Here is a 13,627-nt window from a genome sequence, read left to right on the forward strand (position 1 = left end):
CGTTATAAGACAATCTCTAATTATATTTATGTTGGCTAATTGCATAGAAGCAGGAGGACATATTAATGATTAGAACAGTTTCACTTTGTGTTATCCGAAGAGGGGAAGAACTACTGTTAGAAGAGTTTTTTGATGAGGATCTAGGCATAACTTATTATCGACCTATAGGGGGAACCGTTGAATATGGAGAAAGTAGCAAAATCACCGTAATTCGTGAAGTCAAAGAAGAAATTGATGCAGATATTTCAGAACCTATCTTGATTGGTATAATTGAGAATATATTCAACTACCAGGATCAAATTGGGCATGAAAATGATTTTATTTATGAGGCTGAGCTTATGAATAGATCACTTTACGATTTGGAAGAAATAGATGGTATAGAAGGAAGTAAACCCTATAAAGCAGTATGGAAACCACTAAATTATTTTAAGGGGAATTTGACAGTAAAACTGGTACCAGATGGGTTACTAGAGTTGCTTCAAGACGGAACAGATGGAAGATATATTAAACACTTAAGTAAACGATAGCTTGAGGGATTTGAAGAAGGTGGGGCGTATAACAACGTATTAACGCTGCGTGCTAACACCTTAGGCCCGGCCGAAGTTATGATCAGGGAAGTAAACAGCCGGACAACCCTGCGAGCCTAAGTCTTGCGACCCGTTCCCTTCGGTAACTTAAGGCTCTCGGGTTCGTAGATACAGGAATGTTATCGGAAATATTCTTAAATACTTTATTTTTTGGAGGCATCGAAAGGGTGAGTAAAAAAACAATAATTATTGAAGATTACAACAATGAATGGTCTGAAATGTTTTCTGATCTGAAATCCATCATAGAACAAAGACTCGGGGATCTAGTACTTAGAATTGAGCACGTTGGTAGTACCGCAGTACCTGGACTAGCGGCAAAACCTATTTTAGATATTGATGTAGTAATTGATTCTATGGACTTGCTTCCAGATGTAATTCAAGGATTAGAAAGTTTAGGTTACTATCATGAAGGGAATTTGGGTGTTGAGAACAGAGAAGCTTTTGCAAGAAAAGATGCAAATGTTCCTTATAGTATAGTAAAACTACAGAAACCTGAACATCATTTATATGTTTGTAATAAAGAGAGCAAAGAGTTATTAAGACATATATCCTTCAGAGATGCATTAATTAGCAATCCCGAATTTGTAGTCGAATATGCCAATCTAAAGAAAGAACTTGCTATTAAATATAGAGAAAATCGCCAGTCTTATACGGATGGGAAGACCGAATTCGTATATAAAGTACTTAATGAATGTGGAAAGAATTTGTAGGTAGTTCAATGGGACTAAGACATCCGATAACAAATTATTCACGCTGCGGGGCTAACGCCCCCTGGTCTGCCAGAGATATTTCGAGGAAGTCGTATCAGACAGACAACTCCTACGATGCTAAGTCTTCGACCCAGTCGCTGATGCCCTTTAAGCCTCTCGGGTTTGTGAATACAACAACGTTATTGGAAATCTCACAAAGGATATGAAAACGTGAATACTAAAGATTTTAGAAAGCTAATCAGGGTGTATTTTGCTCCAAAACTACATGAGGTTGGGTTTATTGGAACCGATCATCATTTTGTTAATACAACTGATAATCACTTTATTTATACTCTGGTGATTCAGGCAGATAAATCCGGTGGATCTTGTGTTATGGAGATGGGGGTGCATCTAGATTTCCTCCCTAATTCTATTGGTGAACTTAAGTCTTCAAATGAAATCACGACCTATGATTGTGAATTCAGAAAACGTCTTAATAAAAAAGAAAATTGGTTTAAGAGATTTTTTACAGTGGAGCGTGAAAGATGGTTTCAATACGGAGAAACAGAGGAGGATGCAATAGTTACTATAAATGAAATGAAACAGTTATTTTTGGATCAAGGAATGAGTTATTTTTCTCAATTCAATGATTTTCCTAGGGTGATTACATCAATTTCATTAGCTGAGATAATAGCTAGATCTAAGAAGATTGAAGATTTTGGAGCTCCACTTGATTTAAGGTTGGCTTTGTTAATTGCTCGAACGCATAAATTTCTAGGTAATGATAGGGACTCGAAAGAATATGCTCAATGGGGATTAAATAATATTGGGAAAGAAAAAGGACTCATTAAGGACTTTGAGGGCATAGTTCGAGGGAGTTTGTGAGACATCATCTAACATCATATCCGTGCTTCGGAGCCTAACGGCTCCTCGGTCCCGAAGGGGAATGGCAGTGAAGTGTATTAAGCGGACACATCCTTACCGACTAACCGCATCGTGGCCGCTCCCATTGGTCGCTTAAGTCGGTGGGACGTTGTGGATACAGTAACGTTCGCGCCATTAAAGGAGATTAATTTATGAAAGGTAAGATACTCTTATTATTATTTATTACGGTTGTGTTTTCATCTTGCCAAAATAGTAGTCAGTTGACCACCTTGAACAATGAAACTAAATCAATAATGAATTCTGAACTGCCTCCTGATGTAGTGAGTACAGGTAATCGAACAGAATCGAAAGAAATAACTGAAGGTCAATCAGATGCTTCTAACAATGAAGTGTTATCCATGAGCATTGGGAACTATGAATTGACTGGAGATTTTTATGATGAAATGCTTCGAAATCCTATAGATTATGATTATGAAGTGGAATTTGATGAGGCTCAAAATTCAAAAGAGATTATTACTACAATGGGATGGGGGCGTTGGAAAGCAAATATACCGAGATTTGGGATAAAGAGATGAATCAAATATATAAAAAGCTGCGTTCTAAGTTGGATAGAGAACCAAGAGAAGCACTAATCGAATCACAGAAAGAATGGTTACAGTATCACTTAAGGGAAACAAAATTTGTAGAGAAGACATTTATTAATAATGGTTACCTAGGATCACAAGGATCGGTAAGCCTAGGCATGGTTATACGGGAGAGAATTAGGGAAAGAACAATGCAATTATTTGAATATCGATATTTGTTAGATGGTGAAGTTGAGTTTTTATACCAAAGCAAAAAATAGAGTTGAAATCTGGATCAAAAGTTTTAGATGATGCTTCGAAGTGAGTAACGGCAGCACATAACAATGTATTCAAGCTGTGGGATGGATTACGAAGAGGAATTTCAGCAGACAACCCTTCGGGTTCATGAATACAGGAACGTTAAAACGAAGAAATTATATTGGGAGTTGATTCATTGAAGTATTCAACTGTAGTTCTTGACTTGGACGGAACATTATTAAATTCAAAAAAAGAAGTATCTAAGAGAAACTTAGATGCTGTCTTATCTTGTTATCAAAAAGGAATGAGAATAATATTCGCAACAGCTCGACCGCCCAGGGCGGTTAATTGGTTTCTTCCACAAGAACTAGTAGATATCGGGGCATTTGTATATTACAACGGAGCTCAAGTGATATGTAAGGAAACTAAGATAGAAATTAATGAATCAATCCCTGCTAATGTAACTACAGAAATTCTTGATTACTGTTTGAAGTGTGACCCTCAAATTGAGCTGACGATGGAAGTGAAAGATGAGTGGTTTAGTTTAAGAGAGCTTGATTATATTACCTCAATGAACACACAATCAAACCCCATAGTAAAACCCTTAAAAGAATTAAAACAATATGATGCTACGAAGATACTCCTTTCTGGCAATAATCACAGTTCTGGATTGTTTGAAAAATTCGAGGGTAGAGTGAATATACTAATTACGGATAATAATCAATTAATACAAATCATGCCTCTTCTGGCATCTAAGGAAATGGCAATTACTAAGCTCTGTGAATTGTATAATGTAGAATTGGATTCCGTTATTGCATTTGGTGATGACCATAATGATGTAGGCCTCTTTAAGAAGGTAGGATATTCTGTTGCTATGGGGAATGCGATTAGAGAATTGAAGGAAATTGCTGATGAAATAACCGCTAATAATGATGACAACGGTGTAGCTGTAAGTTTAGAAAAATTTTCAAGCAGAAAGAGGAGAAGTCGGTGATAGAAATTTCTCAATTAGCACCATCAAAACCGATTAAAATTATTATAGGTGCTTCTTCACAAAGTTATAAAGGATGGGTACAAACACAAGAAAAAGATCTAAACTTATTAAGAGCAGAAGATTGGGAACAAAGCTTCAAAGATCGGAGAATTGATGCCATACTATCAGAACATGTTTGGGAGCATTTGACTTATGAAGAAGGCATTCAAGCTGCAAAGATTTGCTACAAATATTTGAATAGGGGAGGCTATATTCGTTGCGCAGTTCCTGATGGATATTTTCCAAATGATGAGTATCAGACCATCGTAAAGGTGGGTGGGCCAGGGCCATTAGAGCATCCTGCAGCAGGTCATAAGATAGTACATAACTATAAAACAATAACGAATATGTTTAAGGAAGCTGGCTTTGAAGTAGAGTTATTAGAGTATTGTGATGAAGAAGGAAAATTTCATTTTAAAGATTGGAATCCAGAGAATGGATTTATCTATAGGTCTAAAAGATTCGACCATCGCAACCAGAAAGGGAGCTTAGGATTTGTATCATTAATTGTAGACGCAAAAAAGGCATAATATATAGAGTATTTCGAAGAAGACAGGGACATCATCTAGTACATTATTCACCCTACGAATATTCGTCCTGGGTTCGGCATTCAGTGGACACCCACATGCAATGGGTCGTGAATACAAAAACGTTAGATGATATCTTGAATTAAATAATAATATCCAGTAATTTGCTCCAGGAGGCTGAAAAACATTGGGAATTAAAAAGACTAAGATCATTGCTATTGCAGCAGTATCAGGGGGAGGGAAAACCACTATTACATCACGTCTAACCCAAGTGCTAAATAATTCAACGACCTTATATTTCGATGTTATGACTTAGAAGGTCCCGACGATATTATTAACTGGGTTGAGCGAGGCGCTGACTGTAATGAGTGGAACCTAGAGCCACTAATTTTTGATTTGAGGAATCTTATTACTTCAGAACATTTGGAATTTATACTGTTGGATTATCCCTTTGCGAGATTACACGACAAATTGAAAAACATTGATCTGACTATTTTCATAGATACACCTCTTGATATAGCAATGGCAAGAAGAATATTAAGAGATTATAGTAACAAGAATGCAGAAGCTATTTTAGATGATTTAAGTCATTATTTATCTGGCGGGAGAAGCGGATATGAAAGTATGTTGAAGACAATAAAACCGAATTCGGATTTGATTATTGATGGTTTACTACCTACAGAAGAAATAGTTAACATCATATGTGATAGGATAAAGAGCTGATATCAAATATATTCGAGCATGCCAAAAGAATCATCTCACAATCTATCTACGCAGCGTCACTGATACTCCTTTATGCTGTCCGTGGATCTGCGAAGGAGCGGAATAAGACAGGTAACCCTGCACTACCTAATTACGTTGCGGCTACCCCTTTGTCTGTTTAAGGCAGTGAGGACTCGTGGATGCACGAACGTTGTGAAATCACAGTAATATCATACGATAGCATTTCAAGGAGGAATATATGAAGACGACCATCTACATGGTTAGACATGCTGAATCACCTTACAATGAAGGAAACGAAATTACTAGAGGACTCACCGCTAAGGGCAAGGACGATGTTGAAAAAGTTACAGAGATACTTAAAGAAGAAGGAATAGATGTTATTATATCCAGCCCGTATAACCGGGCAATCCTTAGCGTTGAGGGATTGGCACATTACTTGGAATTAGATATCAAAACATTTGAAGATCTTAGGGAAAGGTTTTTTGCTGAAGAAATTATTGAAAGTGCGGATTTAATGTCAGTTATTAGAGACAAATTTAATGATTTTGATTATTCTTTACCTGGCGGGGAGTCTAATGCTGATTGTCAGAATAGATCGATATCAGTGATTAAAAACATATTAAAAGAACACGCTGGGGAAAAAATAGCTATTGGAACACATGGACTTGTAATGACTTTGATGATGAATTATTTTGATTCAAGTTACGGTTTGAATTTTTTAGAATTAAAGAAACCAGATATTTATAAATTGTGTTTTAAAAATTTTGAATTAAAAGATGTAATAAGACTGTGGAATGAATAGAGATATTGTCAGGGAGACGATAGCAACAGGACACATTTTTATGGTTAACGAGATGTGGAAAGGAAGAAGAATATGAATATTAGAACAATCAACACGAATGGAATCGAGATTGCTTACGTCACTAGTAGTGACAAGTTAATCAATGATGTTCAGTCCGCTTTAGATCTTCTGGCGACGGTTAGTTATCGAGCGGATAGTAATCATATTATTATAAACAAATCTGAAGTATGTGATGAATTCTTTGATTTGATAACACGTCTTGCCGGAGAAGTCCTTCAAAAGTTCATTAACTACCAGACCAAGATTGCAATCATTGGTGATTTCTCGAGTTATTCGAGTAAGAGTCTTAAGGATTTTATATATGAAAGCAATGATGGTAAAGATATATTCTTCCTGCCCAATGAAGATCTGGCTATTGAAAAACTGAGCAAGTCTTAAGCTAATTCACACGATGTATTCTGAAAGCGTTCTTAGAATGATCCATGATCATGAACGATTAAAACAAAGTGAGGTGCAGCATGAGTTATAAAGCTATTCTCATAGACCAATTAAATGCCTGTTATCATGACAAGAGCTGGTTTATACCGCTTCATGATATTTTGACAGACCTCAATGCTGCGGAAGCCGCTTATGTAAAGAATGAGGGGGAGCATTCCATTTGGGCGATCGTCAATCATCTTATTTTCTGGAATGAGAAGTGGCTTGAGAGATATATTGCCGAACAGGTCGATGGGCAGAATTCAGTGAATAATGAGGATACATTCGACATAGATACGTCTAACTTGAATGATGTGGAGTGGAGCAAGACATTACATAGACTGAAAACCGTCTTTAGTGATTGGAACAGGGCACTCGTAGATAGCGAAGAACATAAATTGACCCGTGAAATCCCTTCCTACTTCAATGCGCCATGGTGGGGAGTTGTATCAAATCTATGTATTCATAATGCCTATCATATTGGCCAGATTATGCTGCTCAAAAAATCAATGAAACACACGTAATACACGCTGTATTACATTTATAAAATTATACTTAAGCAAAGGAAGATGGCTATCATGGAAAAAGGAAAAATTATATTTTTGAACGGTGTGACCAGCTCTGGTAAAACTTCAATTGTAGAGGCGATGCAATCATACGATGATCCGTTTTTCTATGTTGTGGCTAATGATTTATTTGAAAATACGATCGGTGATAAACATCTTCAGACGGACTACTGGAAGTATCTGAGTGAAGCGATTGTAATGATGTATCATACGGCAAAAGTATTTTCAGACCATGGCAAGCATGTACTGATCGATGGCATACTTGTGGAAAGACCAGAGCTCGCGCCGCATTATGAACAAGTCAAACAGATTTTTGAAGGGTATCCACTGGATATCGTTGAGTTATATTGCCCCCTCGACATCTGTCGTCAGCGTAACATTGAGCGTGGTGATCGCAGAGAAGATCAATCGGATGAGCAGCATCGAATCATGGCCAAACACATCTACTATAGCTACTCGATTGATACAAGTATGAACACACCGGAAGAATGTGCAGAGAGGATTATTGCAGCGCTGTTCAAGCCCCATCATGAACCATTGAACAATATGTAAAGATGATACAACGAAGCCGGACATTCATGAGCATGGTACAGCTTCCTGTCTATCTAAGAGAACATATCGAGCAGTGAATCATTTCAAAAAAGGAAGAAGGGAGAATGTAATCATGACCAAAGAGATTGAACATTTGCTTCAAACTTTTGAAGAATGGGCGTTGTTTGTCAAGACGATGAATCATCTCGAGGAGAAGACCTGGAATTCCTGCATGGAAGAAGGGAAATGGACGATAAAATCCATCGTCAGCCATGTGATGTTATGGGACCGATATTTTTACAAGGAAGCGATTGAGAAGATTGCTCTGAAGCAAACAGTTACGTTGAAACACATGAATTTTGAAGAGTTTAATCGCAAAGCTATTGAGTATGGGAACCGCACTGAGACGTCCGAAATCGTAAATAAGGCTATCACGTACCGCCATAAAATTATGAATGACATTCGAGGGTTATCGGAAGATGGGCTTCATCAGACGTATTTGGACGCCGATGGGAACGTATTTTATATTCCCCAATATCTTAAAGATTTTATTTGGCATGACCAGCATCATATGGAACCGTTGAAGAAATATCTTGCCAACCTTGAAGCGTAAAGGATTTAGCAGGCAGGAGACGGCACGGAATGCAGCATGTGGCTTGCTTTGAATATAATATGTATCCCAAACCAGGGAGGGATTGTAGTGAGTACTCATACAATTGAATTAACTCAGGATAATCTGATTGGTTCATTTACCAATGAGGTGACTCCCATTTTTGAGCGTGAAATCTGGTGACTCTATTCGTTTTCAGACGCTGGATGCGGGCTGGGGAATAGGTGTGAGTTATGAGGAACGCATGAAACCTTCTGATCGACAAGGTGAAAAAGATGGAGGTCATGCATTAATCGGTCTGATCTATATCGATGAGGCGAAGCAAGGACAAACGTTGGAGATTGTTTTCAATGAGATCGTACCCGGGAGTTACGGGTTTACTTCCGCTGGCGGATATCCGAACTGGCAGAATCAGAAGTTACATCTAACAGAGGTTGAAGAACTGTCGCTGAATTGGACACTTGATCGTCAAACGATGAGTGGAACCTGTGAAATACACGGGAAGTCCTTTAAGGTGTCTCTCTCGCCGTTCATGGGAGTAGTGGGAATGCCACCAGAGTCAGGAGGAATTCATACGACTTGGCCGCCTCGCTATTGTGGAGGAAACATCGACTGCAAGGAACTGGTGCAGGGAAGTATTATATTTACCTATCCCCGTAGACGGAGGTTATCTCGCGATTGGTGATGGTCATGCACGGCAGGGAGACGGTGAAGTCAGCTGTCAGGCCATTGAATGTCTGATGAAAGTGGTGGATGTCACGCTTAATGTGATTGATGATATGATTTTGACCAATCCTCGTGCACATACGCCATCCGGCTGGATTACCTTCGGTTTTCATGAAGATCTGAATGAGGCTACGGTTCAAGCATTAGACGGGATGCTCAATCTGATGGGTGAGTTGTACGGACTAGATCGAGTGGAGGCGATTGCACTTGGAAGCGCGGTAATTGACCTGCGTATCACCCAAATTGTGAATGGCGTGAAGGGTGTGCATGCTGTCCTTCCACATGATGCTTTTAAGTAACTTGAGGCCTGTTATACGTCGTATTAGATGAACTTGGGGGTCGATAAAATGAAAGGCAGACCACAGATCGTTTTAGATATCGCAGGTGTTTTGTTAAGTAATATGTCGTTGACGTGCTGGAAAGATATGAGTCAGGAAACCAACCTATCGGCAGAATCTTTGAAAGTACATTTTGCAGGAATCAAACGAAACCTCTGGACAGGAATGATGAGGGAAGAAGAGTTCTGGCAATCGTTGAAGGAGATGTATCCCGAATTATCAATAAGCCGAGCGAAAGACATTTTATACAATTCAATTGTTCCCTTACCAGCCGCTCAATATCTTGAGCGATGGAGTGAGTCCGCCGATATCCATCTGGTCAGCAATCATTGTAAGGAATGGATTGAGCCGAATCTGGGCCGTTTAAGCTCATTTACCAAAAGTGTAACCATCTCTAATCAAGTGGGTTTATGCAAACCTGAGATTGAGATATACCAACGGGTCGAAACCTTCCTGGCAGCTGGAGAAGAGGTTCTATTTATAGATGATCAAGAGAAAAATTTACATTCGGCTAAGCTACTCGGTTGGAAGACTTTACTGGCTGACGAAGAAGGAGATTGGGTTAATGAAGTTGAGTCATTACTAGGGAAGTTCATCAATGAATAACAAGTATACATGTAGTTCGTCTACGAATTACACTCCAAATTGCTTTAGATGATGATCTAAATGTTTATAGATGCCTATACCCCATTGCTCAGGAGTTAATCTTCCGAAAAAAGGATGGGGGTGAGAGGAGCATTTTTCTGGACCACCACGTTGAAAAGTTGCAATCTTTTGTTTCAGTTTCTCTTTTTCTACCCTAAACTCTCTATTGTCTTCTATGATAATTGTTGGGATGGTCGACATATTATGCGGTAATGGCTTTTCATTATAAAACATCGATTTGGCAAACCTGCCAACGAACCTCCCCAGCAATCCTCTAGGTGGAAAAGCATTCCCCATGGGAATGTCTTGAAATGCCGAGCAGTGAGCCAGCATTTGAGCAGCCTGCATCCTTCCCCATTCAGGTTTGGTATTCGCTCGGAGTCGATCAATACGCTCCACGACTTCTTCAGCATGCGTTTTATTGTAGATACTTTTCATAAGAACACCCCAATCATCATTTTGGAAAACATTGAACCGAGGAAAAAGCGCCTATTTTACAAACTTATCACTAAATTGTGTTATTTCCTTTTCTAAAATTCGTCCAACATGGCCAAGAGCATTCGCTATCTCTTCTAATTGGTTGGGATCAAGATGGGCCAAAATATACTGGTTCCATTCAGCATACTGTGCATAGATCGCTTCCAGCACATGTTCTCCTTTCACGGTTAGTTCAAGTAATTTGGTTCGTCGGTCAGTGGGATGATCGTTGTAGACTGCGAGTCCTTCATTGGCTAGTACATCTGCAATTCGCTGCACGCTTTGACGGGCTAGTCCCAGATCACGGGCAATTTTGGCCACCGTTGGTGTGCCATGTCCAATGCGACCAAGTATCTGCCATTTGGCACTGCTTAGATCCAGTGGGCGTGTAATCATGTCTCCTGAACGCATTAATAGCCCATTGATGTGGAAGATATGAAGAGAAAACTTACCCAGAGGATCTTCTATATTTTGGTTATATTTCATATGTTTATCTTAATTTGTTGACAGCATGCTGTCAATTTATTTTTATTATCATCTATCATTGGTGGATGGAAGGTTTTTAGAGTTAAAAACAAGAATAAAAGGAGATGGAAAGTTTCACTAAGTTAAATAAATCAAATAGGTCTTAGGTTTATAATAGATCAAATGGACGTAACGATCTGTATTAAAAAGGAGACGAACTGTGTATGACAAAATTTTATGTCCGTAAAGCTGTTCAAACAGATGCGAGAGCTTTAGTAGAGTTGAATTACCTATTCAATGCAGTTCGGCGAAATGTAGATGAGGTACAACAAGAACTACTACATACAAGAGAAACAATCGTAGTTGCAGTAATGGAAGAGCAGGTGGTTGGATTTGCCTGTGGGCAAGTTGTTAAGTCGTTTTGTTACAAGGAATCTATGGCTGAAATAACCGAAATGTATATTTTAGAATCTGCACGCAGGAACGGATTGGCTGTTCGGATGATCGCGCTGCTGGAGAACATATTCAAGAACGCTGGTGTAAAAAGTGTCAAAATTCTTACGGGACAAGAGAATATGCAAGCGATCAACACATATGAAAAGGCAGGGTATTGCAAGGAAGACGATTTAGTATTGGATAAGAAACTGGAAAATATATAAACACAGCTGACTTGCGAGGTTTTGAAATGGAGGTTAAGGAAACGTTTATCATAGTAATATATGATATGACATAAAAAAAGGAAGGGGCAGATATACATGATTACATTTCAATATTTTGAACCAAAAGATTTTGATCAACTGATCGAATGGAGTGGGGATGAAGCATTTCTGCTCCAGTGGGCTGGGCCTGGGTTCCAATATCCACTTTCCAGAGAACAGCTATCTGATTATTTGGATGGTGCGAATGATAAGAACTCTTCGAATAAGTTCATATATAAAGTGATGGATGAATCGACTCAGGAGATTGTGGGACATATTGCACTTGGGGGTATCGATCGATATAATCGCTCAGGGCGCATTGGTAAGGTGCTCCTTGGCAAGCCATATCAGGGTAAAGGCTATGGGAAGCAAATGATCGATGAGGCACTTCGAATTGGATTCGAAGAGGAGAATTTGCATCGGATCAGTCTTGGCGTTTTTGATTTTAATGTCTCAGCCATCCGATGTTATGAAAAAGCGGGCTTCGTGCAAGAAGGACTTATTCGCGATGCCAGAAGATATGAAGATACATTCTGGAATCTAATCGAGATGAGCATTTTAGAAGATGAATGGAAAAAAATAAGCCCCACTTAATGCAGAAGGAGCATACCCTTGCGAGTAAAAGCTCGACTCCATGGTTATGTTCTTAGATATGAAAAATTTGGAAAAGTGCGGTGAAACGATCTAGTAAAGGAAGTGATGAGATGATCATTATGATTAACGGAGCGTTTGGTTCCGGAAAAACTTCGGCAGCAGAAGCACTTCAGCCTTTGATTGCAAACAGCATGATCTATGATCCTGAAGAAATTGGTTATATGCTCAGAAAACTTCTCCCGGAGAATTGTAGAGAGGAGAGGGAACGGACGGATGATTTCCAAGATATCGAACTATGGAGAGTTCTAACGGTAAAGACGGCTAAAGAAGTAAAGCAGAAATACAACAAACACTTAATCATCCCCATGACCATCTATAAAGAGGAAAACTTTCATTACATCTGTAACGGGTTGAAAGAGATTGATCGGGACATTCACCATTTTTGCCTAACGGCTACAGAAGAGACGATTTATCAACGTTTGGCTAAACGCGGAGATGAATTTGGAGGCTGGCAGTATCAACAAGCACCAAAGTGTATTGAGGCTTTCAAGGATGATAAATTTCAAACCCGCATTGTTACCGATCATCTGGAGACCCGTGAAATCATAGATATCATATGGAAGAAGGTCCTATCCAAGTAACTACCATTTGTTTGTAATAGGAGGGTTTTATGATGATGATTGTACATGTACTCTTAAGAAAAGAGTGGGAAGTCGCGTTGATCAATGGGGACTCGGTACTTCATACATATGATTTTGAGCCTAATGAAGGAGGGGGATTTTCGCTACCTCCTGATTTAGAGAAAATGCGGTGAGTTAGGATTACTTGGATAGACGCTGGTATCGTTGAAGAAAATGAACAGAAGAGGATGGATCGTAATTGACGATAGTGACTTTTGAAGAGGTAACCGAGCAGCACCTCCCTGAAATTAGAGCGATTTATAACTATTATGTTTTGAATACAACGATTTCGTTTCATACGGAGGAATTAGATCTTGATCAGATTAAAACCTCTGTGATGAACAAGGATACACGGTATAAAACTTACGTAATCCTTGAAAACAATCAAATGATGGGCTATGTACTGATCACCCAATATAAGAGTAAACAGGCATATGACATTTGCGGAGAAGTCACTATATATCTAAAGCCCGACATTTTGGGAAAAGGCTTGGGAAAACAAGCATTAAGTTTTATTGAAAAGGTTGCAAAAGAACAAGGATTCCATACGTTAATTGCGACGATTTGTATGGAGAATACAAGAAGTAAATCATTATTCGAGAGAAATGGTTATGAACAATGTGCTCTATTTAAAGAGATCGGATATAAATTTGATAGAAAACTGGATATTGGAAGTTTCCAAAAGATATTGTAAGGAGAATACAGAATGAGTAAAAACCTATATATTATATCTGGACCCCCTGGAACTAATCA

General features: G+C 38.8%; 22 protein-coding genes and 1 pseudogene. 21 read left to right on the plus strand and 2 right to left on the minus strand.

The window, feature by feature from the left end:
* Positions 1–65: 65 nt before the first annotated feature.
* The 16 genes and pseudogenes from WFI24_RS06885 (at position 66) to WFI24_RS06960 (ending at position 9,921) form a co-directional block, all read left to right on the plus strand.
* On the plus strand, positions 66–527 hold the full coding sequence (locus tag WFI24_RS06885) for an NUDIX hydrolase (RefSeq protein ID WP_336759661.1): 462 nt from the start codon (positions 66–68) through the stop codon (positions 525–527).
* Between the two features lie 227 nt (positions 528–754).
* A complete protein-coding gene (locus WFI24_RS06890; protein WP_336759662.1) occupies positions 755–1,297 on the plus strand; it encodes a GrpB family protein in 543 nt (180 codons plus the stop codon).
* 210 nt (positions 1,298–1,507) lie between these two features.
* Entirely contained in the window at positions 1,508–2,161 is a 654-nt protein-coding gene (locus WFI24_RS06895; protein WP_336759663.1) for a DUF4304 domain-containing protein, read from the plus strand.
* A gap of 191 nt (positions 2,162–2,352) precedes the next feature.
* Positions 2,353–2,736, plus strand: a complete 384-nt coding sequence (locus tag WFI24_RS06900; protein ID WP_336759664.1) for a hypothetical protein — start codon at positions 2,353–2,355, stop codon at positions 2,734–2,736.
* A complete protein-coding gene (locus WFI24_RS06905; protein ID WP_336760247.1) occupies positions 2,733–3,005 on the plus strand; it encodes a lysozyme inhibitor LprI family protein in 273 nt (90 codons plus the stop codon). The genes WFI24_RS06900 and WFI24_RS06905 overlap by 4 nt, the downstream gene beginning before the upstream one ends.
* A 173-nt stretch (positions 3,006–3,178) precedes the next feature.
* On the plus strand, positions 3,179–3,976 hold the full coding sequence (locus WFI24_RS06910; RefSeq protein WP_336759665.1) for a Cof-type HAD-IIB family hydrolase: 798 nt from the start codon (positions 3,179–3,181) through the stop codon (positions 3,974–3,976).
* Positions 3,973–4,545 carry a class I SAM-dependent methyltransferase gene (locus WFI24_RS06915; RefSeq protein ID WP_336759666.1) on the plus strand — a complete coding sequence of 191 codons (573 nt, stop codon included), beginning with the start codon at positions 3,973–3,975 and terminating at the stop codon, positions 4,543–4,545. Before WFI24_RS06910 ends, WFI24_RS06915 begins: the two co-directional genes overlap by 4 nt.
* A 190-nt stretch (positions 4,546–4,735) precedes the next feature.
* A pseudogene (locus WFI24_RS06920) lies at positions 4,736–5,265 on the plus strand (hypothetical protein).
* Between the two features lie 238 nt (positions 5,266–5,503).
* Positions 5,504–6,067 carry a histidine phosphatase family protein gene (locus tag WFI24_RS06925; RefSeq protein WP_336759667.1) on the plus strand — a complete coding sequence of 188 codons (564 nt, stop codon included), beginning with the start codon at positions 5,504–5,506 and terminating at the stop codon, positions 6,065–6,067.
* A gap of 72 nt (positions 6,068–6,139) precedes the next feature.
* Positions 6,140–6,505, plus strand: coding sequence for a DUF4180 domain-containing protein (locus tag WFI24_RS06930; RefSeq protein WP_336759668.1), 366 nt, complete (start codon positions 6,140–6,142; stop codon positions 6,503–6,505).
* A gap of 80 nt (positions 6,506–6,585) precedes the next feature.
* Positions 6,586–7,068: a DinB family protein gene (locus tag WFI24_RS06935; RefSeq protein ID WP_336759669.1), complete on the plus strand. Its 483-nt coding sequence runs from the start codon at positions 6,586–6,588 to the stop codon at positions 7,066–7,068.
* A 54-nt stretch (positions 7,069–7,122) separates the two neighbouring features.
* Positions 7,123–7,662, plus strand: coding sequence for a phosphotransferase-like protein (locus tag WFI24_RS06940; RefSeq protein ID WP_336759670.1), 540 nt, complete (start codon positions 7,123–7,125; stop codon positions 7,660–7,662).
* Between the two features lie 112 nt (positions 7,663–7,774).
* Complete coding sequence (locus WFI24_RS06945; protein WP_336759671.1) at positions 7,775–8,254, plus strand: DinB family protein; 480 nt, start codon at positions 7,775–7,777, stop codon at positions 8,252–8,254.
* A 160-nt stretch (positions 8,255–8,414) separates the two neighbouring features.
* Positions 8,415–8,936, plus strand: a complete 522-nt coding sequence (locus WFI24_RS06950; RefSeq protein ID WP_336759672.1) for a hypothetical protein — start codon at positions 8,415–8,417, stop codon at positions 8,934–8,936.
* The gene (locus tag WFI24_RS06955; protein WP_336759673.1) at positions 8,848–9,276 is read left to right on the plus strand and encodes an acetamidase/formamidase family protein; all 429 of its coding nucleotides are present in this window, start codon (positions 8,848–8,850) and stop codon (positions 9,274–9,276) included. The genes WFI24_RS06950 and WFI24_RS06955 overlap by 89 nt, the downstream gene beginning before the upstream one ends.
* A 48-nt stretch (positions 9,277–9,324) precedes the next feature.
* Entirely contained in the window at positions 9,325–9,921 is a 597-nt protein-coding gene (locus WFI24_RS06960) for an HAD-IA family hydrolase (RefSeq protein ID WP_336759674.1), read from the plus strand.
* A gap of 27 nt (positions 9,922–9,948) precedes the next feature.
* Here WFI24_RS06960 and WFI24_RS06965 read toward each other — a convergent pair whose 3' ends face one another.
* Entirely contained in the window at positions 9,949–10,398 is a 450-nt protein-coding gene (locus tag WFI24_RS06965; RefSeq protein ID WP_336759675.1) for a DUF1569 domain-containing protein, read from the minus strand.
* A gap of 51 nt (positions 10,399–10,449) precedes the next feature.
* A complete protein-coding gene (locus WFI24_RS06970) occupies positions 10,450–10,833 on the minus strand; it encodes a MarR family winged helix-turn-helix transcriptional regulator (protein ID WP_336759676.1) in 384 nt (127 codons plus the stop codon).
* A gap of 293 nt (positions 10,834–11,126) precedes the next feature.
* On the opposite strand from WFI24_RS06970, the gene WFI24_RS06975 reads away from it, so the two are divergent.
* From WFI24_RS06975 to WFI24_RS06995, 5 genes are all read left to right on the plus strand, one after another.
* Positions 11,127–11,561: a GNAT family N-acetyltransferase gene (locus WFI24_RS06975; protein WP_336759677.1), complete on the plus strand. Its 435-nt coding sequence runs from the start codon at positions 11,127–11,129 to the stop codon at positions 11,559–11,561.
* A 96-nt stretch (positions 11,562–11,657) separates the two neighbouring features.
* A complete protein-coding gene (locus WFI24_RS06980) occupies positions 11,658–12,194 on the plus strand; it encodes a GNAT family N-acetyltransferase (RefSeq protein WP_336759678.1) in 537 nt (178 codons plus the stop codon).
* Positions 12,195–12,304: 110 nt separating this feature from the next.
* Positions 12,305–12,835, plus strand: a complete 531-nt coding sequence (locus WFI24_RS06985; protein WP_336759679.1) for an AAA family ATPase — start codon at positions 12,305–12,307, stop codon at positions 12,833–12,835.
* A gap of 29 nt (positions 12,836–12,864) precedes the next feature.
* Positions 12,865–13,008 (plus strand): hypothetical protein, encoded by a 144-nt coding sequence (locus tag WFI24_RS06990; RefSeq protein WP_336759680.1) that lies wholly within the window; start codon positions 12,865–12,867, stop codon positions 13,006–13,008.
* Between the two features lie 74 nt (positions 13,009–13,082).
* Positions 13,083–13,568, plus strand: a complete 486-nt coding sequence (locus WFI24_RS06995) for a GNAT family N-acetyltransferase (RefSeq protein WP_336760249.1) — start codon at positions 13,083–13,085, stop codon at positions 13,566–13,568.
* The last annotated feature ends 59 nt before the right edge of the window (positions 13,569–13,627 follow it).

The organism is Paenibacillus sp. USHLN196 (assembly GCF_037144955.1).
GTDB classification, from domain to species: Bacteria; Bacillota; Bacilli; order Paenibacillales; family Paenibacillaceae; genus Paenibacillus; species Paenibacillus xylanexedens_C.